Source organism: Methylophaga sp. UBA2012 (assembly GCF_002335235.1).
Classification (GTDB): Bacteria; Pseudomonadota; Gammaproteobacteria; order Nitrosococcales; family Methylophagaceae; genus Methylophaga; species Methylophaga thalassica.
The window spans coordinates 56320-82909 of record NZ_DDCG01000013.1 but is presented as its reverse complement, the minus strand read 5'-3'; the positions used below and the strand labels follow the sequence as shown (position 1 = coordinate 82909).

Here is a 26590-nt window from a genome sequence, read left to right as displayed (position 1 = left end):
TTACATAGTGGATGTTTTTTCCACTTTCTCGTCTCGCATTAACCACTCATTCAACCATTCAAGCCCGCCTGCTGTAACAATTGCTTTACCAGACATCAGATCATCAAGGTTTTTAATATGCTTCTGATAAACTGCCATTTCCGTCTTTGGTATGGATTTCAGCATTGGGATTTTGGCCGTAATTGGATTAACCGGTTTTTCATTGATATGTAGCTCATAATGCAAGTGTGGGCCAGTACTTCTGCCCGTGTTGCCTGACAATGCAATGACTTGACCACGTGATACTTTTTGCCCTTTGCGGACAAGAATTTTGCTTAAGTGTAAGTAGCGAGTGGAAAAAGCGCCGAACTCTTTAATCACCACATATTTCCCTGCGTAACGATGTGTAGCAACACGTAATACGACACCATCACCCGTTGATATCACCTTAGTGCCTACAGGCGTAGCAAAGTCAACGCCGTTATGAGGCGAGATTCTTTTGGTAACAGGGTTTAAACGCCGAGGATTAAAAGAAGAGCTGATTCTAAACCGTTTTTCTGTCGGATAGCGAAGCAGCGCCGGGGTGAGGTTCTCACCATTTTTATCGTAGTAAATGCCATCGGTGTGCAGATAGGCGCTTAGGTCCACTTTTTTACCATTAAAACGGATAGCAACAACGGTATTATTGCCGATAGGGGCGTCTTGTATGGTTTCTCTTTCCATTACCACCTGAAATTCATCATCTGCACGAAGGTCGCGACGGAAGTTAATTTTACTTTGCAGTAATTTTCTTACTGTCATTATGGTTTTATCAGTGAGGCCAGCATCGACAGCAGATAGATAAAAACTACCTTGAATAGTGCCTTTCAGGACTTCTGTTTGCCACGACGTTGGCGTTAACTTTTCATCATGAATGAAGTTATTGTCATCACTTCTTTGATAAAAAACTGTCTTTTTCGGATCAATAACCAATGCTAATTTGCTGAGGGTTTGATCGGGATCGAGTGTAAAAATAAGTTGTTGATCAGGGTGCAAAACATCAGCATCCAGATAAGCTTCATCAGCTTCAAGGATGTTGTAGAGCGTATTAATGGGGATGTTTAACTGGTTAAATATAGTTTCAAGACTATCGCCGTCTTTTACCGTATAGCGTATATCCTGAGGTTGAGCCTCAACTGGCTCCGCAGGAACTGGCTTTGAGATCTCATCAGTCATGTGATTATTATCTGTATGACTCGCACTACCATTTGCAGCTATTTCAGCAGGCTTACTGTGATCTGATGTTATTTCTGTTACTTCATCATTGTCACCTGGCTTATCACTAAAGAAATAGTTAAGAAGTGCAATCAATAAAATGATGAGTCCTACAAGAGTTACAGGCTTAGCATATGGACTAGGTGGGATTTGCTTCATAACGAATATTCATGATCAAAAAATAGCTGGGAATATATCATATAATGAATTTGTTAAATATGATATATCATATCAATAAGTATTTGTGTTAGTTGAAGTTTTTAGAACTAATTACTCATGCGAAAGAGATGAATAGACAGACCATTGTTTATTTGTTTTGTTCACGAGAAATCGAAAAAAATAGAGTTTGAACTAATGGTTAGTATGAGGAATGACTGCAATAGATTTATTGCGTGTTATAAGAATGATCAGATAGAGAGATAGTGAGCTATTTGAGAAATGGAATATTTACGATGCAGAAATAAAAAAGCCTCAAAGATTGCTCTTTGAGGCTTTCAATATTCTTTGGCTCCCCGAGCTGGACTCGAACCAGCGACCCAATGATTAACAGTTATATAACCCTCACATGGGTAACTTTTTAAAAATTCTCAAAATATTAACATTGACAGTGGTTTATGGAAAAATGTTGTTAAAGGTTATTCATTTTAAATCACCTTAAATACTTGTAAATCACGACAAGAAGTTACACTGGAGTTACACTGAGGATTAGCATGACAAATAAAATTACATTTACACAGGCCCGTCTAAAAAATATTCCACCCCCTGATTTAGGTAGGGTCGATTACGTTGATAGCGAGCAATCTAAGCTTATCTTTCGTATCAGTCATACTGGTAATCGTTCTTTTATGGTCAGGAAAAGAGCTAATGGCAAGTTACGGAATATAACAATAGGGAAGTTTTCAGATTGGAATGTTAAAGATGCCCGCATCGAAGCTCAACGTATTTTGCTTGAGCTGGCTCGAAACGAAGATCCCATATCTAATAAGAGAAAAATGCGAGCGAGAAAAACAACCTTAGATGAGTTGCTGACGCTTTATTTAGATAATCGCTCACTAAAGCCTAAAACAATAGAAGACTATCAGTACAAAATACATAAATATCTTTCTGACTGGTTGCAAAAGCCTGTTGTCGAGATAACCACACATGATGTTCAAAAAAAATTCAAAGAGCTAAGCATGATCGGTGAAACAACTGCAAATGCCACTATGCGAGTGTTTCGTTTATTGATGCTGCATGCTGTTGCTTTGGAATTGATCCAGGAGTCTCCTACAAAAGTACTAAAAAACGCTCGACTTTGGCATAAAAATAAACGTTCAAAACGGGTTATACCAAGTACTAAGTTAGGTGAATGGTTGGGAGCCGTTCATGAATTAAACTCACAATCAGCAAAAACATATTTTTTGATGCTCTTGTACATGGGCGTCAGGAGTTCAAGTGCCCTAAATTTGAGATGGGATAAGGTCAACTTTAGAGAAAAAACGGCGGTTTTTAATACTAAGAATAATACTGATGTCATGCTACCCATACCAGAACCTCTCCTTCCTGCTTTAAAAAAGCTTTACAAAGATACGGGTGAGGGTGATTTTGTTTTTCCTAGTAGGTTTGATGAAAGCAAGACTATGTGGACACCAAAAAAGCATATAGATGCAATTAGTCAAAAGATTAATCTTATGTTTAGTAGCCATGATTGCCGAAGAACATTTGCAACACTAGCTGAAGCGTGCGGTTTGCCCACCACAATGATAAAAAGAATGTTAGACCATGTGACAGATAGTGATGTAACGGGTGGATATATCATCACTGAGCAGGATACGTTGAGAAAAGCATTTAATCAGGTTGCAGAATTAATAAAGACACTTGCCAAAGATGCAGGATAAAGTCAAATATCGATAATTCATCTGATGTTATTAGGTACCTATATCTATTTATAGTGCCTGGGAATAATGTCCAACCTTGTAATCATTTTGCCTTTCTCTAGATTGTTGGCTAAAGTTTTGTAATTACTCTTTTGACAAAAACTATTTTCTTGAGTTGAAGTTTTGCATTAAATTCATAATGTGTAATCAATCACAGATTCATAAAAAAAGGATTTAGGAGTGTTGTTTATTTTTATCTCGTAATGTTAAGTTGAGTTAAGAATGAAATAGGGAATTATTCAGTATGGATACTGGACTCAACACATTAGTGGCTCTCGCCCGCTTTCACCAGCTTCCTGCTGAACCTGAGCAGCTTTCACATGAGTATGGGCAGCCTGGAGAGCACTTTACTGATACCCAAATACTCCAAGCAGCTAAAGCACTAACGTTAAAAGCTAAAAAACTTTCACTGTCTTTTTCTGAGCTCAATAACGGCTTATTACCGGCTATTGCAAAAGCTAAAGATGGCAGTTATTTTATCCTCGCCAAAATCTCCGAAGAAAGCCATCAAGACGATAATGTATCCACGTCAGGTGTGCTTATTCAGGATTTACGTGATAAAGCGCCTAAGACATTAACGCGGTTTGAACTTGAAGCTTTATGGTCTGGGGAGGTGATAGCCCTCACCCGACGACAAGGCTTGGGTGACAGTCTTCAACAAGCCTTTGATATCTCCTGGTTCATTCCTTCTCTCGTTAAATACCGAAAACTCTTCTCCGAAGTCATTATTGCCTCCTTTTTTTTACAACTCTTTGCCTTAGTAACTCCCTTATTTTTTCAAGTTGTGATGGATAAAGTCTTAGTTCATCGTGGCTATACAACTTTAGATGTCCTAGCCGTAGGTTTCTTTGTCGTTGTAGTGTTTGAGTCATTATTAGGCGGTATTCGTAACTATATTTTTAGTCATACCACCAACCGGGTGGATGTCGAGCTTGGCTCACGATTATTTCATCATTTAATGTCACTGCCTCTAGCCTATTTTGAGTCACGGCAGGTAGGGCAAAATGTGGCTCGGGTCAGGGAGCTAGATACGATTCGTAATTTTATTACGGGGACAGCTCTCACCTTAGTCATCGATTTATTTTTTGTTTTCGTTTTTCTCGCGGTGATGTGGTACTACAGTCCAACACTCACCTGGATAGTGTTGGCTACTATCCCTTGTTACGTCATTCTCTCAATCTTTATTACGCCCATTTTACGTAAGCGGCTGGATGAAAAGTTTAAGCATGGCGCAGCCAATACGGCGTTTTTAACCGAGTCCATCACAGGGATTGGTACTGTAAAGTCTATGGCGGTTGAGCCACAAATGCGGCGTAAACTAGAAGATCACCTTTCAAGTTATGTGCATTCGTCTTTTAAAAGTCAGAATCTTAATAACGTTGCTAATCAGGTAGCGGGTCTTATTAATAAGTTGATGACCCTAGGTATTATCTGGGTAGGGGCTCATCTCGTTATGGATAATAAATTAACGGTGGGGCAGCTCATTGCCTTCAATATGTTGGCTGGACGTGTCAGTGGCCCAATTTTAAAGCTGGTGCAACTTTGGCAAGACTTCCAACAAGCCGGTATTTCGATTAAACGGTTGGGCGATATTCTTAACACGCCAAGAGAGCCAGGTTTTAACCCCAATCGTTCACGCTTACCCACCTTACAAGGTGCTGTCACAATAGAGCATGTTCGTTTTCGTTACCGTACTGATGGCCCCACCATTTTGGATGATATTAGCTTGCAGGTGAAACCTGGCGAAGTGATTGGCATTGTGGGGCGAAGCGGCAGTGGTAAGAGCACGATTACCAAATTGGTGCAGCGCCTATATATCCCAGAAGGTGGCAGGGTATTGATAGATGGGGTGGATTTGTCCGTGGTTGATACCGTTTGGCTACGCAAACAAATTGGCGTTGTGCTTCAGGAAAACTTTCTATTTAACCGAACCATTCGTGAAAATATTGCCTTAAGTGACCCGTCCATTCCCATGGAACGGGTTATCCAAGCGGCAAAAATGGCTGGAGCACATGAGTTTATCGTTGATTTACCAGAAGGCTATGACAACTTAGTTGGTGAACAAGGCAGCAATCTCTCTGGTGGACAGCGTCAACGGCTGGCCATTGCCAGAGCTTTAATCAATAATCCACGAATACTCATCTTTGATGAAGCCACCAGCGCCTTAGATTATGAATCTGAACGATTAGTACAAGATAACATGGCAAAAATTTGCCAAGGACGTACCGTTTTTATTATTGCTCATAGATTAACGACCGTGAGGCAATGTCATCGCATTATTGTGATGGATAAAGGCCGTATCGTTGAACAGGGAAATCATGATGCCCTGATTGCTCAAAATGGTTATTACGCGAAATTGCATAGCTACCAGAGTCATACTCCTAACTTACACCCGGTTACTTCTCAAAAAACGACTAAAGCAGAAGGCTTTGCCTCATGATGTGGTTCAGTGTGTTGAAAGATGCCTGGCAAAACCGCCATGCGATGGGCGACTCCAATAAAACACGGGAACTCGCGGCGTTTCTACCCGCGGCATTAGAAATTCAGGAAGCTCCGCCTCACCCTATTGCAAAATGGTTAGCTAGAAGTCTTATTGTGCTTTTAGTGATTGCCATCATCTGGGCCTGTGTGGGGGAAATTAACATTGTGGCGAGCGCCGAAGGCAAAATTATCCCCAGCAATCGAGTGAAACAGATTCAACCACTTGAAAAATCAGTTGTGAAAAAAATCCTGATTCATGAAGGTGAGCATGTCGAAAAAGGCCAGGCTCTGATTGAACTTGATAGCACGCTGACAGGTGCTGATAAAAAAAGACTAACGTATGAGCGACATAGTGCCGCCATGCAGTTAGCACTAAAGCAAGCGTTACTAAAACGCTTAAGTTTGCCACCACAAAGCCCTGTCGAACAATCTACTTTGGTCTTACCAGCAAGCACAAACGAAACAGATAGTCTTCTCTATCAACAACTCCTTACCCAACAATGGCAAGAGTATGAAAGCCAGCGAAGTAGTCTGAACAATACTTTAAGAAAAACACGTTATGAGCAAGCGGCGAGCCAAGAAATCATTAAAAAACTTGAACAAACCTTACCTATTATTAAAAAGCGAGCTCAGAAATTACAAAAGTTACATGAGAAAAACTATGTATCTGAGACAGAATATTTAGAGCTTGAACAGCAACGTATCGAACAAAGACAAGATTTGGCTGCAGAAAGACAGCGACTTAATCAACTCAAAGAAGCTGAATCTGAAGTGAAACATCAATTACAAACGCTCACGGCGCAAACCACCTCGCAAACACTACAAGACATGGCGGAAGTGCAGAGGCAAATTGCTTCGTTGGATGAAGAGCTGACCAAAGCCACAGACTTAAATAATAAACAAATACTCTACTCCCCCGTTGCAGGCCAAGTTCAGGAATTAGCGATTAACACAGTGGGTGGTGTCGTCACTGAAGCACAGCAACTAATGCTGATAGTACCGAGTGAAGAACAGCTGGAAGTGGAGGTCTTTCTTGAAAACAAAGATATTGGCTTTGTTCATGAAGGTATGCCAGCAGAGCTTAAAATCCATACCTTTCCTTTTACCAAATATGGTGTGATCGATGGTGAAGTCACTACCGTGTCAGATGATGCCACTGTGGATGAACAACGTGGCCTGATTTATGGCATGCATCTCTTGATGAAAAAAAACACGATATGGGTAGATAACAAAGAAGTCAGGTTAATGCCTGGCATGGCAGTGACAGCTGAAGTAAAAACAGGGACAAGACGGATTATTGAGTTTTTCTTGGCGCCACTGCTCAAACATGGCAACGAGAGTTTAAGGGAAAGATAATTTAAGAGTTATTTAAAAAGCAGAATATGAATATAAAAATCACACCAAAGAGAATAATTTCGTTTTATCTTTTTGCACCTTATACATGGGGCACTTTGTTGGTTAAGAGGTTAGGCAGATCATTGGCATAAAGTTTCTCCACAAGGAATATAAATCCTCCCTTTTTTAAGAAGAGTTAGCAAGATGTCTATTTTTGATTTGAACATGTCTTTTTTCGATTTGATGAAAATCATTTTTTTATTTATCCCACTGTTAATTTTGGCGATAAAGAAATTTTATTTGAAACCTAAGGGCTTTGTAAGTGATAAACAAAGCCAAACTATTGACTCATATTGCATGGGTATGGTTTGTATTTTTGTATATTACATTATTTTCTTTGTTGCTTTTTAGTACAAAAACATTTTTGAAAAACTTATTTTAAGGAAGAAATATGTCTACGAAATCTGAAGAAATTCAACAAATAATTGAATATATCAACACAGCTGAAGGACTGGATAATGCTGCTAATGACCTAGCCGATGTGGATGCATCGACGCTTGCTCAAGTTTCAGCAATCGCAGATATTGCGAGTACGATAAGCGATAGTACAACACTAACTGGTCGATTGAGTCGGGACGGTGCTTTAGCTCTTGCCACAATGGCTGCTTCCAAGGCTTGGAGTGACGGTCAGTATACAGTGGCTGATTTAGTTTCATCAACAGCAATTATCGCTAATATATTAGGATCTATTAATGACTTTGCAGATAATAAACTTCTAGAAAAAATTGGCTTAGCTTTAGATTCATTCACTCTTTTCCTACCTCAGTTAGACGCATGGTATCGAGATAATGGTGATAACTTTAACGGTTTTATTTACTATCTGCTCAATGGTGAACTTTCGGCCATAGACAAAACTCCTGCTGATGCCTTCGATATAGCTAAACAACAAGGCTCCCCAATCGTAATTGACCTGGATGGAGATGGTGTTGAGACCGTATCTCAAGATGAAGGTATATATTTTGATCTTGATAATAATGGTATGGCTGAAAACACCGGCTGGGTTGGAGTGGATGATGGTTTACTAGTACTCGATAGAAATCAAAATGGAAAAATTGATAACGGCTCTGAGCTATTTGGTAATCACACCGAACTCAGTGATGGAACGCTGGCTAATAATGGCTATCAAGCACTAGCTGAGCTAGATGACAATGCTGATGGTGTAATTGATATATTGGATGGAGCCTATTCACAATTACAAGTTTGGCAAGATAAAAATGGTGACGGTATTTCGACTGTTGATGAGTTAGTGAGTCTAAGTGATGCTGGCATTATTTCAATTAGTTCAAATTATTCTGATACGTCAATTGATGATGGTCATGGAAATACTATCAAACAGAGCAGTACTGCCATACTGAGTGATGGCTCGAGCGTTGATACAGCTGATGTTTGGTTTAGTGTTAACAAAACTCAAACGGTTGATAGAAACCAGGTTGAATTAACAGAAGATATTTTATTGCTACCTGACGCTGTTGGTTTTGGAAATGTGCGAAGCCTGCGCCAGTCAATGGTTGATGATCAGGTACTACAGGATCTAGTCACTCAATTTACAAATTTGAATACTGACACTGATCGATTGGTTTTAATGGATAGCATTATTTATCAATGGACTGGAGCTCAAGATGTTGATCCAAATAGCTACGATGAGTATGGCAGTGTTTATATGGATGGAAGACGCGTTGCGGCATTAGAGCAACTCGTTGGTACAAAGTATCTCAACAATATCAACCAAAATCACGTACAAGGTCCACAAGCGGCTAGCTATTTAGAAGCTGAGTATGCCAAATTTAGCAACTATGTCTATGCTCAATTGATGAGCCAAACGGCCTATCAAGAGTTTTTTACAAACATTTCCATCACTTATAACTCCAATACAGACGGCCTTGAACTTGACTTATCTTCCTTTGTCGACAGCTTAAAAGCATCTATTGAAATAGATGAAGGCTCGGTTATTGGTGCCTTGTCAGCTTTAAATGGATTATCAACTTACTCCTCAGAGTTTATAGCACAGGTCAATTTGCTTAAGTATGATGAAACTTTAGGCATATATATTTTAGACAATTACTATAGCGGAACTGCTGCTGATGACACTGTACTAGGTACTAGTGCTGATGATTACTTCGTAGGTGGAATGGGTAATGACACTTTGTATGGTGGTGGCGGTAATGATGTTTATAAATACAATATTGGTGCTGGTAGTGATGTGATTTTTGATGAATTTGGCAATGATGTGATTTCATTTGGTGAGGGCATTTCTCAGAATTCAATCCAAGTCAGTCGTGATGCGACTAGATTATTTATTGATATTCTTGACAACCAAGGGAATGTGACAGGAGATGGACTTGAAATACGTAATGTCTTTGATTTTACTTCAGGTGAAATCAAATCATCTGCAATTGAGACTTTTATTTTTGATGATAATTCTCAACTAAGCCTCTCTCAGTTGATTGAGCAGATAAATTCTCAAGGGAGCACACAAAATGATGATGTCATCTATGGCTACGAGTCCAGCGAAGTATTAAGTGGGATCGGTGGCAATGACTCAATCACTGCAGGGGCAGGAAACGATATTGTAAATGGTGGAGATGGTGATGACTTCTTAGGCGGGGGTTTAGGTAACGATATCCTAGAGGGGGGGACTGGTAGCGATATTCTAGAAGGGGGAGAGGGTAACGATACCTATAATTTCAATCTCGGTGATGGGAGTGACACTATTGCCGATACCTCTGGTACTGATACGATTAGTTTTGGTGAGGGAATAACGCCAGACAACCTTCACATCACGCGTGATCTGAATAATCTCTACATATCTATCTTAAACGAAAATTCACAAGTTACATCGGATGCGATTCAAATCAATAATATTTTTAAGAGTGATGGTCAGATAAGTAGTTCTGCAATTGAGAGTTTTAGTTTTACTGATGGCGTTACTGTTAGTCTGGAATTATTATTAGAATCCAGTTACACCCCTGATATTACTGATGAAGATGATTATATTTTTGGTACATACAATACCAATAGCATTCACGGTCAAGCCGGTAATGACAACATTTATGGACAGAACGGTGATGATTATCTCTATGGTGATGAGGGCAACGATAGGCTATATGGTGAAAATGGCAACGATATATTAAATGGTGGGGCTGGCAATGACTTTCTTTCTGGTGGTGAGGGAAATGACTCTCTCACGGGCGGAGAAGGGAATGATGAGCTTAGAGGAAATGACGGGGATGATACTTATTTCATATCTGTAGGGACTGGAACAACCTATATTGATAACTATGACTCAGATAGCTCCACAGATACACTACATTTCTTGCAAGGGATTGATGTTGAAAACGTTGTCGTGTCAAGATCTGGTAATGACTTAGTATTAATCTTGGACTCATCAAATGGACAGAAAGTTATCGTTAATAACTATTTTTCTGGTTCTAAGATTTCAGAACAATATGAACATTCAATTATTAACTCAATACATTTTTATGATGGCACCGTTTGGACTTCCGATACGGTTAAATCTTTAATACTAGACTCCCACGATAACTATGCTTCAATTGAAGGATACTATTCTGACGATACAATTGTAGGTAATAACAATAACAATGTCATATATGGGTATGCTGGCAATGATACTCTTAATGGTAATGACGGTGACGATATGCTCTATGCTGGTGAGGGCGATGACATCCTTATAGGGGGCAATGGTAACGATTTATTACATGGTGGTGGGGGGAATGATACTTACCGAATAGAACTTGGAACAGGTACCACTACGATCTACAACTACAAACGTTATAGTAATGATGTAAGTACTTTAGAGTTTTTAGAAGGTATAAATCCTGAAGATGTTGAGGTAAGCCGTGTAGGCTCATCAGACTTACAATTCACTATTCAAGGGAAACAAGTCGTTCATGTAGAGAATTACTTCCATGGCGTTGGTGTAGAAAGCGCGGCGAAAAATTATCTGATCGAAACAATATTATTTAATGATGGGACGGTTTGGGACCTATCTATCATTATAGATAAGGCAATATCTATAACCGAAGAATCGGATGAAGTTCATGGGTTTATGTCAGATGATAATTTTGATGCATTGGGTGGTGATGACACGATTTATGGTTATGACGGCAACGATACCTTAAAAGGTGGAGAAGGGGATGATGCTCTTTATGGTGGAAATGGTGATGACCACTTAACCGGTGGACTCGGTAAGGATACATTACATGGTGGCAACGGAGCCGACACGCTAATTGGTGGCGCTGGAGCTGATCTCTTAGATGGCGGCAGTGGTAGTGATTTATATATTTATCAGCGTGGCGATGGCGTTGATACTATAAAATCGACCTCGGCGGATATTTTACGTTTTGGAGCTGGGATTAATCCAGAAGATGTCACGTTTTACAATGATGGTAATTCACAGCTAGTTATCATCATTGATGGGCAGGCGCAGAATCAAATCCAAATCATTGGAGAGGCCCTAGCTGAGGTTCAATTTGATAATGGGGATGGCATTGTTTGGACAAATGCAGATATTCAAAATGTCATCCAAGTAGGTTCTGTCAACACAGCATATGGAACTACTGGTGATGATGAGTTCACTGTAGATCATAGTAATGATGTGATTGTAGAAGAGGAAGATTCTGGCACCGATACAGTTTATTCATCTAGAAATTATACCCTTTCAGACAATATCGAAAACTTAACCTTGACCGGCCTTCTAAATATCGATGCCACTGGCAATGACTTAAACAACATTTTAATTGGTAATGATGGTAACAACTCCTTTAATGGTATGGGCGGTTCTGATATCGCATATGGCGGTAAAGGAGATGATATTTATTACAACACGACAGCCGTTGAATATGCTGATGAAGGCATCGATACCGTTATAAATCGAAATGGTGGCACCCTCGGTGACAACATTGAAAATCTTTTTTTGGATGATGGCTCAGGCATTCATTCAAACTTTATTGTATATGCCATAGGCAATGACTTAGATAATATCTTAATGAGTAGTGCGGGTGGTGCTCATGGAGATGTACTGGATGGTCGGTCAGGGGCTGATACCATGGTTGCTCTAGGATTAGGTTCTGTCGTTTTCTATGTTGATAATGTGGGTGATAAGGTCATCCGTAATGGTGATGATGGTTCAGCTTATAATGATGAGGTGCGCACAACTATTAGTTATACCCTTCCTGACTTTGTCGAGAAACTGACTTTACTTGGAAATGATGCCATTGATGGTAATGGTAATAATCTCGATAACTTACTCGATGGCAGTCAAAATTCTAATTCAAATGTCCTGTCTGGTGGCTGGGGGAATGATACCTATATTTTAGGTGCTGGAGATGTGGCAATTGAAAGTGAAAACCAAGGGATTGATAAGGTCATTATCAAAAAACGCGTAGGTAGTAGTCGCAGTTATAACCTTGTTGGAACCAATATCGAAAATGTGAGTTTAGAGGATTCTGTATTTAACTATGATGTCTATGGTTCAGATGCAGACAATAATATAGGGGGAAATCAGTACGATAATCAATTGTATGGTGGTGCAGGTAATGATCGCCTGAGTGGAGGTGCTGGAGAAGATCATTTATATGGTGGTGAAGGTGATGACACCCTTAACGGCGGTGATGGATCTGATATTTACTACTTTAGTGAAGGGTGGGGTAATGATGTCATCGATGTGTACGGTTCTACTTCAATAGATGTTATTAAATTTGATGCTGGAATTGAGCCATCAGATATTACTTATTCTCAAGATGGTAATGATCTTATTCTCTCTCATCAAAATGGTAATGATTCCATACGAATAGTTTCTTGGTACAGTTCCAACCCAGGTAACTTATATAAAATAGCGTTTGCTGATGGCACAACTTGGCAAGCCCTAGAAAATGATTTGTCTGAATTTAACAACCTGCCATTTTTAACCACGCCGATTGATGAACAGAATACTGACGAAGGTCAACCATTCAGTTTCACTCTCCCAGCAAATAGCTTTATCGACTTAGATAATGACTCGATTACATATTCAGTTACTGAAGGTAGCTGGAACTCAGAATTGCCAAGTTGGTTATCATTTGATCCAGACACGCTAACGTTTTCTGGTAACCCTACAAGTCAAGATATCGCCTACTTAGAGATAAACCTTTTTGCTACAGATAGTCGTGGTGGTGTTACGAAGACAACATTTAATTTGATAGTCAACAACGTCAATGATGCACCTACTGTAGAAATGGCTATTTCAGATCATATTGCTCTTGCTGGTGAAATGATCAACTTTACGATTCCTGAATCAACATTTAATGATATCGACTATGAAGATGAATTGACATATTCGGTTACTTTAGATGATGGTTCTGCCATACCTTCTTGGTTACTCTTTGATAGCGAAACTGGTAGTTTCTCTGGTACACCATCCATAGAGGATAAAGGTAGTTATATCATCGCGGTGACGGCAACAGATTTGGCTGGTGCATCAGTTACCACAACTTTCAGTCTCTCTATAGATGATGTGATTTGGAATCCGATCAATGGCACAGAGAATGGTGAACAGTTGTTAGGTACAAATGGGACTGATCTCATCACTGCAGGAGCAGGTGACGATGAGCTGTATGGCTTCTCTGATAACGACCGACTCATAGGTGGAGATGGTAATGACTGGCTATCTGGAGGCAATGGCTCAGGGTCAGGTTCCGGGGATGATGAGTTGTTCGGTGGTGAGGGGAATGACACACTTTTCGGTGAAGATGGTAATGATACGATGGATGGAGGCAATGGTGATGATCATTACTACTACTATTCAGGTCATGGTCAAGACATCATAAGTGATGCTGGTGATGGTCAAGACATCTTGTTCTTTAACAATGTAAGTCCAGAAAGATTAAGTTATCACCAGGTGGGCAATGATTTGATTGTGTTAGTTGATGGTGATCTGGAACAACAAGTAAAAGTTATCAACCATTTTCTAGGTGGCAATTATGCAATCATGGTTCAACCGAATGGTGGGTATACACAAACACCATATGATATCTCCAACCAATTAACAGATTTACCGACAGGTAACCAAGAGGAGCCCGAAGATCCTGAAGATCCAGAGCAACCAACGACTCCTACAACAAGCGACATTCATCTAGATTTCTCCGGTGATGATAGTTTATCAGGAACGACTCAAAATGAAGTGCTTGCCTCTGGTGAGGGAGATGACACCCTGGAAGGCGGTCAAGGAAATGACTACTTGATGGGAGGAGCAGGAAATGACACGTATGTCATTAATCCTGGCGATGGAGACGATATCATTATCGACTCAGATGGCAATAATATAATTCACTTCTCTGGTGGCCTTACCTTTAATGATGTTGCCAGTGGGTTAATGCGTTCTGGTGATGATTTAATCTTGAATATTGCCACTGGAAATGGGTCTGTACGGATACAACAATTCTTCTCAGTGACTAACACAATTGAAAAAATGATCTTTGATACTGGGAGTGAACTCACATCGAGCCAGGTCTTTTCAGCCTTTGGCGAGACAGCACCAACGACTACTCTATTTTCAGGTGAATTAACGCTAGGTGATGGACAAGATAATTCACTTACTGGGACGGTCGATAATGATGTGATATTGGGTGGGAAGGGTGACGATTCTCTAACTGGTAGTGCTGGTGACGATCAGCTCATTGGTGGAGATGGTGATGATACATACATCATAGGTAGTGGAAGCGGTAAAGACACCATCATTGATTCTATGGGTGTAAATACAATTAGTTTCATAGATGGCATTGGTTTCTCAGATGTTTCAAGTGGCCTAATGAGGTCTGGTGATGATCTTATCTTGAGTATAGCTAGTACAGGTAATCAGGTGAAGGTTAATAACTTCTTTGCGGTAGCCAATACTATTAATAGTCTAGATTTCGAAGATGGCTCTCAAATTACTGCTAACCAACTCTACGGTGCATTTGGTGTATCGGCACCAACAGATACTGATGTTATCGAAGATGCGTTGAGTCACGTAATGACTGGTACAACGAGCAATGACATTATCACAGGTACGAGTGCAAACGAATATCTCTCTGGATTAGCTGGGGATGATATTTTGTCAGGTGGCGCGGGTAATGACCTAATTGAGGGGGGAGATGGTAATGATCGTATTAAGTTTGGCTTGAATGACGGTCAAGACCAGATCATACAGAATGACACTAACGCTGCAGAGACATATAACGATGTCATCGCTTTTGAAAACGATATCTCTTATGATGAGCTTTGGTTTAGCCGAAGTGATAATGATCTTCAAATTAACGTTGAAGGGACAGATGATCAGATAACGATTTCAAACTGGTATGACGGTACTGAGCATCAACTTGACCAGTTTGAATCAGGTTCAATGGTATTAATGAATAATCAAATCGATCAACTTGTCTCTGCAATGGCTGCATATGATGTACCTATGGGAGCTGGAAATGTTATTCCACAGGATGTTAAGGATAATCTTCAGCCTGTTCTAGCTAACAGTTGGACCGCAAATTAACTTATCAGTCTTTTCTAGAACTCGCATTTTTTGCGAGTTCTAGAAGTTTGAGTATTATTAGCCGTCGTAGTCTTTAGAACGAGTGCTCTTGAACTCGCTGTCAGCGTTAAATCTGCTTGGTCCGGCCAGGCTGAGCTGGCTATTGCGAATGTGATTGGAAGTAATATTTCCAATATTTTCTGGGTGCTTGGTTTGGCGGGACTCATCTCACCAGAGCCATTAATTGCTGGCCCGCAATTGGTAACATTAGATATACCTGTCATGTTGTCTGTTTCAGTTTTATGTTTACCCTTATTTTTTGTGGGTGCCACATTAACCCGGTTTGAGGGATTTCTATTCCTGCTTTTATATACATCTTATGTTTCGTACATGATTTTATTAGTTACTCAGTCTAACTTCGCAACGACATTAGTGCAGGCTTTAATCTATGGCTTAATTTCAGCTGTGTTTGTCTATGTATGCTTCACAGTAGGAAATGACTTGGTAAGACGTAATAGACAAAGTCATCATGAATTATAGTCCAGCAAAAGTGAAACAGATTTTATTGATGTATAAAGAGTGTAATGAGACTGAATGATATTAGTCTATACTGTAATGGTATATAGCACTGCTGATTAGGTTTTCGATGATTGTTTCTGCCGATTCAATCGAATTTATGTTATCAATACCCTCACCAGCCCATATAATTAAGGAGTCGAGACTGACTTCATGCTGTGCCTGGAAAAACGTTTTTTGATAATGTTCTACTTGTTGTGCTAATTCAACTTCCGAACCGTGCCAACGTGAAATAAAAGGATTAACAATTGCTCGGCCATTATAGCCCTCAGGCCATGCTATCTCGCGTATGATATCAAAAACGGTAGTTCTGATAGTATCTTTAGCCTTATGTGTCAACAATTGTTGTTTCATCTTGGGATGAGCTAAAGATTCATTGGATGCATAAAAACGGCTGCCGATAGAGGCCCCTTGTGCACCGAGGCTCAACACCCCTGCCAGGCTTCTGCCATCGGCAATCCCCCCGGCCGCTATGATAGGTGTATTCGGGACATGATGGATAACTTCCTCAGTTAGTGAAAGGGTGGAACGTCCGCTTTTGCCATGACCGCCTGCTTCACTACCTTGTGTGACGATAAAATCAGCGCCTTTTTTCTTGACTTCCAGGGCTTCAGCTAATGATTGAACCTGGCAAATCAGGGGAATATTGTGGGCTTTAATTTTATCTACCCATGGGCTTATCTCACCAAAAGACATCATCACTACCTTGGGTGAATACCTCATGACAAAATCAAACACTTCATCAGTGAGTGACCATGTAATAAAGCCTACTCCCCAAGGTTTATTTGTTGAAGATTTTATGATTTCAAGTTCAGCTTTTAGCCAAGAGATATCACCATAGCCGACTCCAATCATGCCAAGTCCACCTGCGTTCGATACACTAGCGGCAAGTCTGCCTCCTGCCACATTGCCCATGGGTGCCAATACGATAGGATGTTGAATACCTAGCGCACTTGTGAGTTTAGTTTTAATAGTCATTTATTTCTCCTGGATGAGAAGCTGTGATGAGTACCAAATAACTGTTTTTCTTCATAGGTATCATCATCAAGAGGAATGAAACTTTCTTCTCTATAGTGACGTTCATTTTCAGGTGAATAAACGGTCTTAATAATGAAATAAAATGCGAGTATTATGAAAGCGTCGATACCAATAAACATAAATAAATGAGGCGTATCGTGATACTTCAGGAGTAGTGCTAACAGAAAAAAAGTGCTCATCTTCTAGCCTCCAAGCTTAACCGGAATATCGGTTTTGCTATCAGCGATGACTGGTCCATTATTGTGATGAAGCCTTACTGCTGCTCTAATGGTCATGATTACATTAAATAACATCACACAGGCGCCGCTGAAAAAAACGAAGCCCCCCATCATGCGGATAGCATAGTAAGGATGCATCTGAGCAACAGATTCAACAAATGTGTAGGCGAGGTTGCCATAGTCATCGTAAGCGCGCCACATCAGCCCCTGCATGATACCGGCCACCCACATAGCAGTAATGTAAATAGCTGTACCCACCGTCGCTAACCAAAAATGCACATTAACCAACCGGACTGAAAACATGCGCGTATCCCATAAACGTTCTACCATATGGTAGAGCGCACCAATAGAAATCATCGCCACCCAACCTAATGCACCAGAATGAACATGACCGATAGTCCAGTCGGTATAGTGCGAAAGAGCATTAACTGTTTTTGACGCCATAACAGGACCTTCAAACGTAGACATAGCATAAAAAGCCAACGCTACAATTAAGAAACGCAGAATATAATCGGTTCTTAGTTTGTCCCAAGCCCCGCTCAATGTGAACATGCCATTAATTGCACCTCCCCACGACGGAATAATCATGGCGAGGGAGATAGCTGCACCAAGTGAGCCTGTCCAATCAGGTAGGGCTGTATATTGCAGGTGGTGTGCACCTAACCAAACATAGCCAAATATCAATGCCCAGAAGTGAATAACTGATAATCGGTAAGAATAAACAGGTCTGTTAGCTTGTTTGGGTACAAAGTAGTACATGATGCCTAAAAAGCCAGCAGTGAGATAAAATCCAATGGCATTATGCCCCCACCACCATTGAATCATGGCATCTTGAACGCCGGCGAAAATCGAGTATGATTTCATCAATTCAACGGGAATCGACAAGCTATTCACCACATGTAGATAGGTGAACATTATCATCATGGATAGGAAAAACCAGTTCGCTACATAGATATGGGAAACGCGGCGAATGCTCAATGTGAAAATAAAATTGATTGAGTAGGCTAGCCATACAGCCGTTAATAAAATATCAAATGGCCATTCTAGTTCTGCATATTCTTTGCCTTGCGTATAACCAAGTGGAAGCGTCACCAAAGCGCCGATCACATAAAGGTTCCATCCCCAAAAAGTGAACCAAGCCATGTTGTCACTCCATAGCCTCACATAGCAGGTTCGCTGAACTACGTAATAAGCCGTCGCCATCAGAACACAGCCGCCAAACCCATAGACGACTACGTTGGTATGAACAGGTCTTAGACGTCCGAAGCTAATATATGGATTATCAAAATTAAGGATTGGCCAGGCGAGTTCCGAAGCAATATACACTCCTATGCCGGTACCAATGACTAGATAAATACAAGCAGCAACGGAAAACCACTTAGTGATATCTTCATTGTAATTATTTGTTTTATTCATGATTAAGCTCCTGACTTTGAATGGCTATATTGGTTAGCGTCACCAATGCCAAATTTGATCGGCTTGCTCAAAAAGAGGAACAAGTTGTTCTCTATTTACTACTTGTATACCCTCTCGTAGCGCTTCCATTTCTAGCCCTCTATCCCATAGATCTTCATACACAACATAAACGGGAATATGAGATGAAATTAAGTTATCGATATCTTTATTGATATTGGCTGGTTGAGTTTGTAACCAATCACCTATTTTTAATGGAGGTTGCTGTTTTTTTTGTTGTGTGTAATACACGGCTTGACCTGTAAGTAATAATTGAATTTGGTCGATATCGCTTAGCTCAACTTTTTTCTGCATGCATTGGATCAGCCATAGAATCGTTTCATCTTGTTCCTCTACAACTGTTCTGAAAGCTTGATCAAGTATTTGTAAAACTTTCATAATTAACGTGTTCCAATAGTTAGAGTGTTAAATGATTCTGAGGCATAGCGCCATAAATCTGCTGGTCCTCCTCGGTTGCAACCGGGAATGGTGTCATTGACGCCGCGCTCATCTACACATAAACCACAATTAATCCATTCAAAAGAAAGTGCTTTTTTACGTGCTTTTTTTTGTAATGAAGCAATCCACGTTTTTGTCAGTGGATGATCTTCTTGTTGAGTATCATTTCCATGAATAGCGTTGCCATGTTGTTGTTGCTTAGCGAATGAGAGGGCAGCAGCACCTTCATAAGCAAAAACCTTCACATGTGAATTAGCATCTAATGCGGCATCTAGCAATCTAAAAAATGTGACTGTGCGTTCACTCTCAAATGGTGGGTCCATAAAGGCGAAAGTAAGTGTTTTATTATGTGACATTGTCATCTCCTAATTCCAAATGACCTTTTGTCCTGACAGTAATGCTTTGATAACAATATCCAGATCGGTGGTTAATATCTCTGGTATCAGTTGTTCAGCATCTATTTCTCTCTGTTGTAAAGAAAATTTATCAGCAACGAGTGTAATGTTTTCATGAAGTAATTTAGTAAAGGGGGTAAAAATGCTGCTTTTGGTTGCAGGCATCACACCGTTTTGAACAAGCACTACCGTCACACGATTGCCTGCAGTGGCGAGATGATGAATTAATTCATATTGTGATTTAGTCAGTGCATCTGTGAATGGATCTCGACTTTGTATAAAAAGAAATTCAGACATCTATCGTTCCTGTATTGATTGATTAGAGATGGATGAGGATTTAATGAAATTACATCGATGAAGAAAATCTCCGAAATGCTCTTTATCAATACGATCTGTCGAGTACAAATCGAATAAAGGAGCTATTGCATCGAGAACCTGAGTTTGACTTAGGTTTTTTTCGTGCAGAGTGGCTAGCCGGTCGCCTCGGTGACTACCTCCAAGATATAAGTTATATAAACCTGGAGCTCGTCCTGTTAATGCTATTTCAGCTAAGTAGGGGCGAGCGCATCCATTAGGGCAGCCAGTTATTCTGAGCGTGATGGGCGTTTTTTGAAGGTTATACTGACGTTTCAAATCATCAAAAAGCGTAAGAAACTCAGGTGTTATTCTTTCCGCTTCAGCCATAGCCAGCCCACATGTAGGAAGTGCAACACAGCTCAATGTGGCAGCTTCTTGATTTGATGGGAGCAATCTTTCATATAGACCAAGATCAGATAATCGTCTTGCTACGTCATAAATGTCATATGGTGGAATATTGATAAGCTGAATATTCTGGTTTGCAGTTAACCTGACTTCACCACTATATTGCTGAAAGAAAGCCTGTAATTGATCTTGTAAATGATCATTGATACGTCCGCTTTGAATATGTAGTGTTGCGTACCACTGACTATCTTCAGTTTGGTGCCAGCCTAATTTATCGCCATTATGCGCGAATTTATATGGCTTTAGTGGTGCTAGCTTTTTACCAAAACGGCTTATGAGTAATTCTTTGAAGTTATCTAAACCTATTCTGTCTAATGTGTATTTGAAACGTGCACGATGTCTATCTTTCCTATCACCATAATCGCGTTGAATACTCATGATGACCTCAGCGATAAATGGCGCATCTGATGCATCTATAAAGCCAATGGGGGTGGATAGTCTCGGATAGCTATCTTCTCTGGAGTCAAGCTGCCCCATTCCACCGCCGACACACACGTTGAAGCCAACCAGGCGAGATTCCTTAATAACAGCTATAAACCCGACATCTTGGGCAAATATATCAATATCATTATCTGGAGGGATGACGAATCCAATTTTAAATTTACGAGGTAAATAGGTATCTCCATAAAGTGGCTCTTCAGAGTGGGAGACTGAAGGAGGGGAGTCATACCAAGTTTCACGATAAGCAGCAGTTTTAGGTAGAAGCCGCATGCTCGTTTCTTTTGCGATCTTATAGACTTGTTGGGATATTTTTGACTCATCAGGATTGACTCCACAAACAATACCGCGGTTGTCATCGCCACATGCAGCAAGGGTATCTATCTTTATCTTTTCTAGACTTATCAGGAGTGGTTGTAAGCATTGTTTTTTCACACCGTGAAGTTGAATAGTTTGACGTGTGGTAATACGAATCCCATTTGATGAGTAAATTCGTGATAAACGATCTATTTCTATCCATTGCTGTTTGGTTAATCTTCCACCTGGAATTCTGAGTCTCACCATAAATTGATAATGAGGTTCAAGTTTTCGAATGAGACGATGTTGTCGTGTATCACGATCATCTTGTTGATAGATGCCATGGAATTTTGTTAACAATCCATCATCGTGACTGATACTTCCTGTATTAGAATCATTTAGTCCCTCTCTGATCGTGCCTCTTAAAAAATGACTTTTTGCTTTAAGCTGTTCATTACTATGCTGTTCAATGAGCGGTTGACTAATATCAGACTGTCGATCAATAGTAAGTATGGTCACTTTATTTCTCCGTAAAATTAATATACGTTTCTATGCAATCGTTTTTGCTGAGTGAGTTGAAGCCAGATCCGAGAATAAGGTGACGCATGGCTCAAGGTTTCTGTGAGATGGTCGAATATGTTCTTGTGACCTGATAAATACAGATGTGCCCCAGCGTTTAACCAGCCTTTAAATGTGTCTTCATTGTCTTGAATGATGTCGTAGATTGATTTAACTGAGATGTCTTCAGAAAAAGACGTATCTAAGCGAGACAATAGGCCATCTTGTAAATATTGGCACCACTCCGTTTGATAGAGAAAGTCATTTAAAAATGTACGTTCTCTTAGTATTAACCACACTGAATGTTCACGGTTAGGATCGGAGCTAATCTCCTGCATGAAAGCTCGAAATGGTGCAACTCCCGTTCCGTCAGCAATGAGGATAATGGGGCTATTTTGATTGGTGGGTAAATGAAACCGTTTATTGTGATGAGGGAAAATAAGAAGATGTTCACCTTCTTCTATATTCGTTAAATATGTTGAACAAATCCCATTTTGTAACTTCCCAGACCAAAGATATTGATACTTTTCTACAGTGAGATGTAATTCATCTTGAATCTGGCGAGTGCTGTTGGCAATGTCATATAAACGGGGTTGTAACGGCCTTAAGCTATCGATTAGCTGTTGTGGATTTAACGGTACAGGGTAGTTGACTAGTAAATCTGTTAATTGGTGCCGTTTGAGATATGAGCGTAATGTTTGTTTATCCTGACTTAATTTTATTAAGTCATTGTTTTTTGAAATCTCACTCCATTTAGTTAAACATTGTGCTGTTACCAAAGTGAGATCACAATATTCACGCAAAGCCTGTACTAGTGGCATGGCAATTTGTTTTACAACAACAGATTCGTCTCCTGACAATTTTGTTAATGACAATATTTGGTGTACGAGTTGAGGAGGATTCTGAGGTAAAACACCGATTCCATCACCGGCAGTCAGACTCAGTTGAATATTTTCTGGTATCTCTAATTCTAAGTGATGGATAGGGTTTGTTCTTGACTCATCAGATAAACGAGTATTCTTGACCACTTCTACAGAGAGTGGACTTGTTTTTGAGTAGGTCGAAGTACGGATTTTATTACTGCTTCTTTGATGTGCTTCATCGTTTTCTGTGATATCTGGTAACGTCGGAAGACAGAAAGTAATCCATTCATCAGCCGTTTCTTCAAAATCAACATCACACTCTACACATTCAGTAAAAGGTATTGCACTGAGCTCACGCAACTTGGCATCAATTTTGAGACCTGTTAAACAAAAGTGATCATATGAACTGTCACCTAAAGCAAGCACTGCGTAAGAAAGATGAGATAAATCTTCATTTAGGTTAAGCAATTCATCATAGACAGATGTAATGGGTTCTGGTGGATCGCCATCACCATGAGTGCTACACACAATGTATAGGTGATCAATATGTTTTAGTTGTTTGAACTTGAAATCCGCTAGGTTAATAATTTCTATTGATTTATCTTGATGACATGCTTTTTCATAGAACTTTTGAGCAATACCTTTCGAATTACCTGTTTCTGTTCCATAGGCTACGACGGCCTTCTTTTCAGCAGCTATGCTTTTATCTGAAGTGGAAATGTCTAATAAATTATTTGCTAACCATTCTGTTTGTTGATTAGACAAACTTTTGAGAAGGTTTGCCACGGCCTCCCACTCAGATGTTGTGAATAATGATGTAGCTAAATTTTGCATGAAGTGTGTTTCAAGTGCTGTGAATGTTGAAACACATTATGGAGAGATTCTTTTGTAATATATAATGAATATTATCGCAACTTAATATCAAAAATATTCATATGGATGTCAGTTTAGCCAGAACATTTCTTGAAATTGTCAGGTCGGGAAGCTTTATCTCAGCAGCAGAAAAACTGCATGTGACTCAAACTACCGTAACCGCTCGAATTCATAATCTTGAGGGACAACTTGGATGTAAACTGTTTGTTCGCAATCGTTCAGGTGCAAGTCTAACCTCAAATGGTGTCAGGTTTGTTGAGCATGCAACGAAAATGGTTCAATCATGGGAGCTGGCAAAACGAGATCTGCCTCTACCCGAGGGAGTACAAAATGTACTTAATATTGGTAGTGAAGTCAGTTTATGGAGTCCGCTTGTCTTACAGTGGTTAAATGCACTTAATATCACTGAAAGTGAAGTGGCCATTAGAGCTGAGATTGGTGAGCGTCAATCACTCATGGAGCAACTTGAAAATGGTGTTCTAGATATTATTCTGGTTCATCAGCCTGAATATTGGCCAGGTGTTCAGGTCGAGCAACTATTAGAAGAAAAGCTCATCCATGTAAGTTCAGTTGATAATCCTCAACCTTATGTATACGTGGACTGGGGAGATGACTTTAGACGTCAACATGATGTGGCTTTACCTGAACTAGCAAGAGCACAACTAACTATTAGTCTCGGGCCATTGGCTTTACATTACATCTTAACAAATGGTGGAAGCGGTTATTTTCGTACGAGAGTGGTTGAGCACCATATAAAAGCAGGACTCTTAAAGCATAATGAACATTATCCTGAGTTTACTTTTCCAGTATTTGTCTTGTACAAACAGGCAGATAAACAAAGATATCGCTCACAACTTAACGCTTTATTTGAATCATCAAAAATTCAGTCGCCATGGTTGCCCTAATAAGCATACGCATTAACTATCTATTTACGAGTAATTGCTTGTAAATATTTTACTCAACACATATTTAGCAATAGCGAGAAAAACATGGATGAGACGAAACAAAGAATTGCTTTATTCATTGACGCTGATAATGCGCCAGCTAGCAAATTTGAAGATGTACTTAGTGAAGTCGCAAATTATGGTGTTGTAACTATTCGTAAGGCCTATGGAAATTGGAAGTCGCCGACATTAAAAGCGTGGGAGGAACTTTTGCATGAATACGCTATTCAACCAATACAACAATTCGATTTAACAAAGGGAAAAAATGCGTCGGACATTGCTTTAGTTATTGATGCGATGGATGTCATGTATACAAAACAGATCGATGTGATGTGTTTTGTTACATCTGATAGCGATTTTACACCAATGGTCACTAGAGCCCTGGCAGAAGGAAAAGTGGTATTAGGGTTTGGAGAACGAAAAACACCGTTACCATTTGTGAATGCCTGTTCTAAATTTCTTTTTCTTGATCAAGAAAAAGAAAAAACTAAATCTGTGACAAAACCTAAAAACATTAAATCAGATACTAAACTTATCAATTTGTTAAGGCAGGCTATTGAAGCAACAGAAGATGAAGATGGCTGGGCTGCTTTGGGCCCTGTAGGAGCGAACATTTCTAATAAAACATCTTTCGATACTAGAAACTATGGGTTTAAGAATCTAAGTAGTCTCTTTAAATCGATCGATCTTTTTGAGCTAAAAAGAGGGGTGGGTAATACATACTTAGTCAGGGACATACGGAAACAGACGAAGTCCTGAAAACAATTTCTATTATAGAGATAACAAGATAATCAAACTATCTAATTTATTTGATTTCAATAATTGAAAATTTAGATGATAGTGAAGACACAAATAGATTTAGCTTATATGTAACGTCATTATTTTAGTTATATAAGATACGATATAAACCGTTAAAACTCTCTTTTTAATTAACATTGCATCGCGTCAAACATGAAAAAAGAAAATATGTGAGCTTATAGTCGACCAATGTTAGATGCTCTAGTCATTATCCTTGCTGGACTGATAGGCGGTATGCTTAACTCAATCGCTGGTGGAGGGAGTTTTATTACTTTGCCAGCTTTGATGTTGATAGGATTTAGTCCAATTACTGCTAATGCTACTGGCACTGTGGCATTACTAACAGGTTATGTTGCAAGTGTATGGCATTCACGTCATACCATAAGAAAATTACCCAACAATCTGACACCATATGTTATCGCTTCATTATTGGGAGGAATGTGCGGAGCATTAATATTAAATTGGAGTGATGAGAAACACTTCGACAGATTGCTGCCTTGGTTGATGTTACTGTCTACTCTGGCATTCGTTATTGGGCCTAAAATTACACTCCTCAAAACTAATGCAATTCGACATCAATATCTTCAACATTTTCTGATTTTGTTTGCTATTTGTCTGTATGGCGGCTATTTCAATGGTGGTGTAGGAATAATGTTGTTAGCGGGCTTATCTATAATGACAAATACAGATATACATAATTCAAATGCGATAAAAAATCTGATGTCAGTTATGTTGACAACTATCGCTAGCTTATTTTATTGGATGGCTGATTTAATTGATTTTAACTTATTGTTCATGATGGGGATATCTGCACTATTTGGTGGGTATCTTGGTTCGAGATTATCTTATTCTCTCTCACAAAAAAACTTTAGAGTAATAATCATATTTTTGGGATGTGTGATGACGCTTATATATTTCAACCGATAGAGCACACTGATATGTAAATTTACCGTTTCTTTATCACGCTTTCATTTTTTAAAATCTCGATCTGATTAGTTGGGATAGATTGTTCATATATAAAAAACAGCTTATATTGCTGATATTTAATACAAATACAGATGTTACATAACTAACCACTTCACGATGGTACTGCAATTTATTTGTCTTTTATAGTCTCAGAATCAAAACTCTCCAATACACTCTTCCAGATATTAACTTTCTAATCATCAAATGCATTGATTAAAATAGGTAAATGAAATACCTTATTAAAAAGGCGGGATTTTATAGCTAACGATATGTTTTTATAAAGTCGTTTTATTAAATAAAAACAATTCGTTAAAAGTTTTTATTCATTGGTCAATGTGCTGATTGACGCGCAGTTATCGATGTTGTTAATGACTCGTTCATTAACGCCATTCCGTCATTTACTCGTTATTCAATAAAGCCTTGCTCAG

Annotated in this window: 16 protein-coding genes and 1 pseudogene; 8 read left to right on the top strand and 9 right to left on the bottom strand. The window is 39.5% G+C overall.

Features of this window, described 5'->3' with window-relative positions:
- Window positions 1–1392 (bottom strand): murein DD-endopeptidase MepM, encoded by a 1392-nt coding sequence (mepM, locus tag B2248_RS09980; RefSeq protein WP_273182072.1) that lies wholly within the window; start codon window positions 1390–1392, stop codon window positions 1–3.
- Window positions 1393–1943: 551 nt separating this feature from the next.
- Between mepM and B2248_RS09975 the strand changes: the two genes are divergently transcribed.
- From B2248_RS09975 to B2248_RS09955, 5 genes and pseudogenes are all read left to right on the top strand, one after another.
- Window positions 1944–3110, top strand: coding sequence for a tyrosine-type recombinase/integrase (locus B2248_RS09975; RefSeq protein ID WP_273182069.1), 1167 nt, complete (start codon window positions 1944–1946; stop codon window positions 3108–3110).
- Between the two features lie 283 nt (window positions 3111–3393).
- Entirely contained in the window at window positions 3394–5589 is a 2196-nt protein-coding gene (locus B2248_RS09970; RefSeq protein ID WP_273182067.1) for a type I secretion system permease/ATPase, read from the top strand.
- Window positions 5586–6986 (top strand): HlyD family type I secretion periplasmic adaptor subunit, encoded by a 1401-nt coding sequence (locus B2248_RS09965; protein ID WP_273182065.1) that lies wholly within the window; start codon window positions 5586–5588, stop codon window positions 6984–6986. Before B2248_RS09970 ends, B2248_RS09965 begins: the two co-directional genes overlap by 4 nt.
- A gap of 430 nt (window positions 6987–7416) precedes the next feature.
- Window positions 7417–15546: a calcium-binding protein gene (locus B2248_RS09960; RefSeq protein ID WP_273182063.1), complete on the top strand. Its 8130-nt coding sequence runs from the start codon at window positions 7417–7419 to the stop codon at window positions 15544–15546.
- Window positions 15547–15621: 75 nt separating this feature from the next.
- A pseudogene (locus B2248_RS09955) lies at window positions 15622–16065 on the top strand (sodium:calcium antiporter); the annotation flags it as partial.
- A 60-nt stretch (window positions 16066–16125) separates the two neighbouring features.
- On the opposite strand, the gene B2248_RS09950 reads toward B2248_RS09955, so the two are convergent.
- The 8 genes from B2248_RS09950 to B2248_RS09915 are packed head-to-tail and all read right to left on the bottom strand — an operon-like array spanning window position 16126 to window position 23415.
- Window positions 16126–17079: an NAD(P)H-dependent flavin oxidoreductase gene (locus B2248_RS09950; protein ID WP_273182060.1), complete on the bottom strand. Its 954-nt coding sequence runs from the start codon at window positions 17077–17079 to the stop codon at window positions 16126–16128.
- The gene (locus B2248_RS09945) at window positions 17076–17318 is read right to left on the bottom strand and encodes a hypothetical protein (protein WP_091716088.1); all 243 of its coding nucleotides are present in this window, start codon (window positions 17316–17318) and stop codon (window positions 17076–17078) included. The genes B2248_RS09950 and B2248_RS09945 overlap by 4 nt, the downstream gene beginning before the upstream one ends.
- 3 nt (window positions 17319–17321) lie before the next feature.
- Window positions 17322–18773, bottom strand: coding sequence for a cytochrome-c oxidase, cbb3-type subunit I (ccoN, locus tag B2248_RS09940; RefSeq protein WP_007145624.1), 1452 nt, complete (start codon window positions 18771–18773; stop codon window positions 17322–17324).
- Between the two features lie 39 nt (window positions 18774–18812).
- On the bottom strand, window positions 18813–19208 hold the full coding sequence (locus tag B2248_RS09935) for a hypothetical protein (RefSeq protein WP_007145623.1): 396 nt from the start codon (window positions 19206–19208) through the stop codon (window positions 18813–18815).
- A gap of 2 nt (window positions 19209–19210) precedes the next feature.
- A complete protein-coding gene (locus tag B2248_RS09930; RefSeq protein WP_007145622.1) occupies window positions 19211–19624 on the bottom strand; it encodes a DsrE family protein in 414 nt (137 codons plus the stop codon).
- Window positions 19625–19633: 9 nt separating this feature from the next.
- Complete coding sequence (locus B2248_RS09925; RefSeq protein WP_007145621.1) at window positions 19634–19960, bottom strand: DsrE family protein; 327 nt, start codon at window positions 19958–19960, stop codon at window positions 19634–19636.
- The gene (locus B2248_RS09920) at window positions 19961–21679 is read right to left on the bottom strand and encodes an NADPH-dependent assimilatory sulfite reductase hemoprotein subunit (RefSeq protein ID WP_007145620.1); all 1719 of its coding nucleotides are present in this window, start codon (window positions 21677–21679) and stop codon (window positions 19961–19963) included. It lies immediately after the preceding gene.
- Between the two features lie 17 nt (window positions 21680–21696).
- A complete protein-coding gene (locus B2248_RS09915; protein ID WP_273182054.1) occupies window positions 21697–23415 on the bottom strand; it encodes a diflavin oxidoreductase in 1719 nt (572 codons plus the stop codon).
- A 101-nt stretch (window positions 23416–23516) separates the two neighbouring features.
- Here B2248_RS09915 and B2248_RS09910 point away from each other — a divergent pair, with 101 nt between their 5' ends.
- The 3 genes from B2248_RS09910 (at window position 23517) to B2248_RS09900 (ending at window position 26123) form a co-directional block, all read left to right on the top strand.
- Complete coding sequence (locus tag B2248_RS09910; RefSeq protein ID WP_007145618.1) at window positions 23517–24359, top strand: LysR family transcriptional regulator; 843 nt, start codon at window positions 23517–23519, stop codon at window positions 24357–24359.
- Window positions 24360–24443: 84 nt separating this feature from the next.
- The gene (locus B2248_RS09905) at window positions 24444–25157 is read left to right on the top strand and encodes an NYN domain-containing protein (protein ID WP_007145617.1); all 714 of its coding nucleotides are present in this window, start codon (window positions 24444–24446) and stop codon (window positions 25155–25157) included.
- A 228-nt stretch (window positions 25158–25385) separates the two neighbouring features.
- Window positions 25386–26123, top strand: a complete 738-nt coding sequence (locus B2248_RS09900) for a sulfite exporter TauE/SafE family protein (RefSeq protein WP_007145616.1) — start codon at window positions 25386–25388, stop codon at window positions 26121–26123.
- Window positions 26124–26590 lie beyond the last annotated feature (467 nt).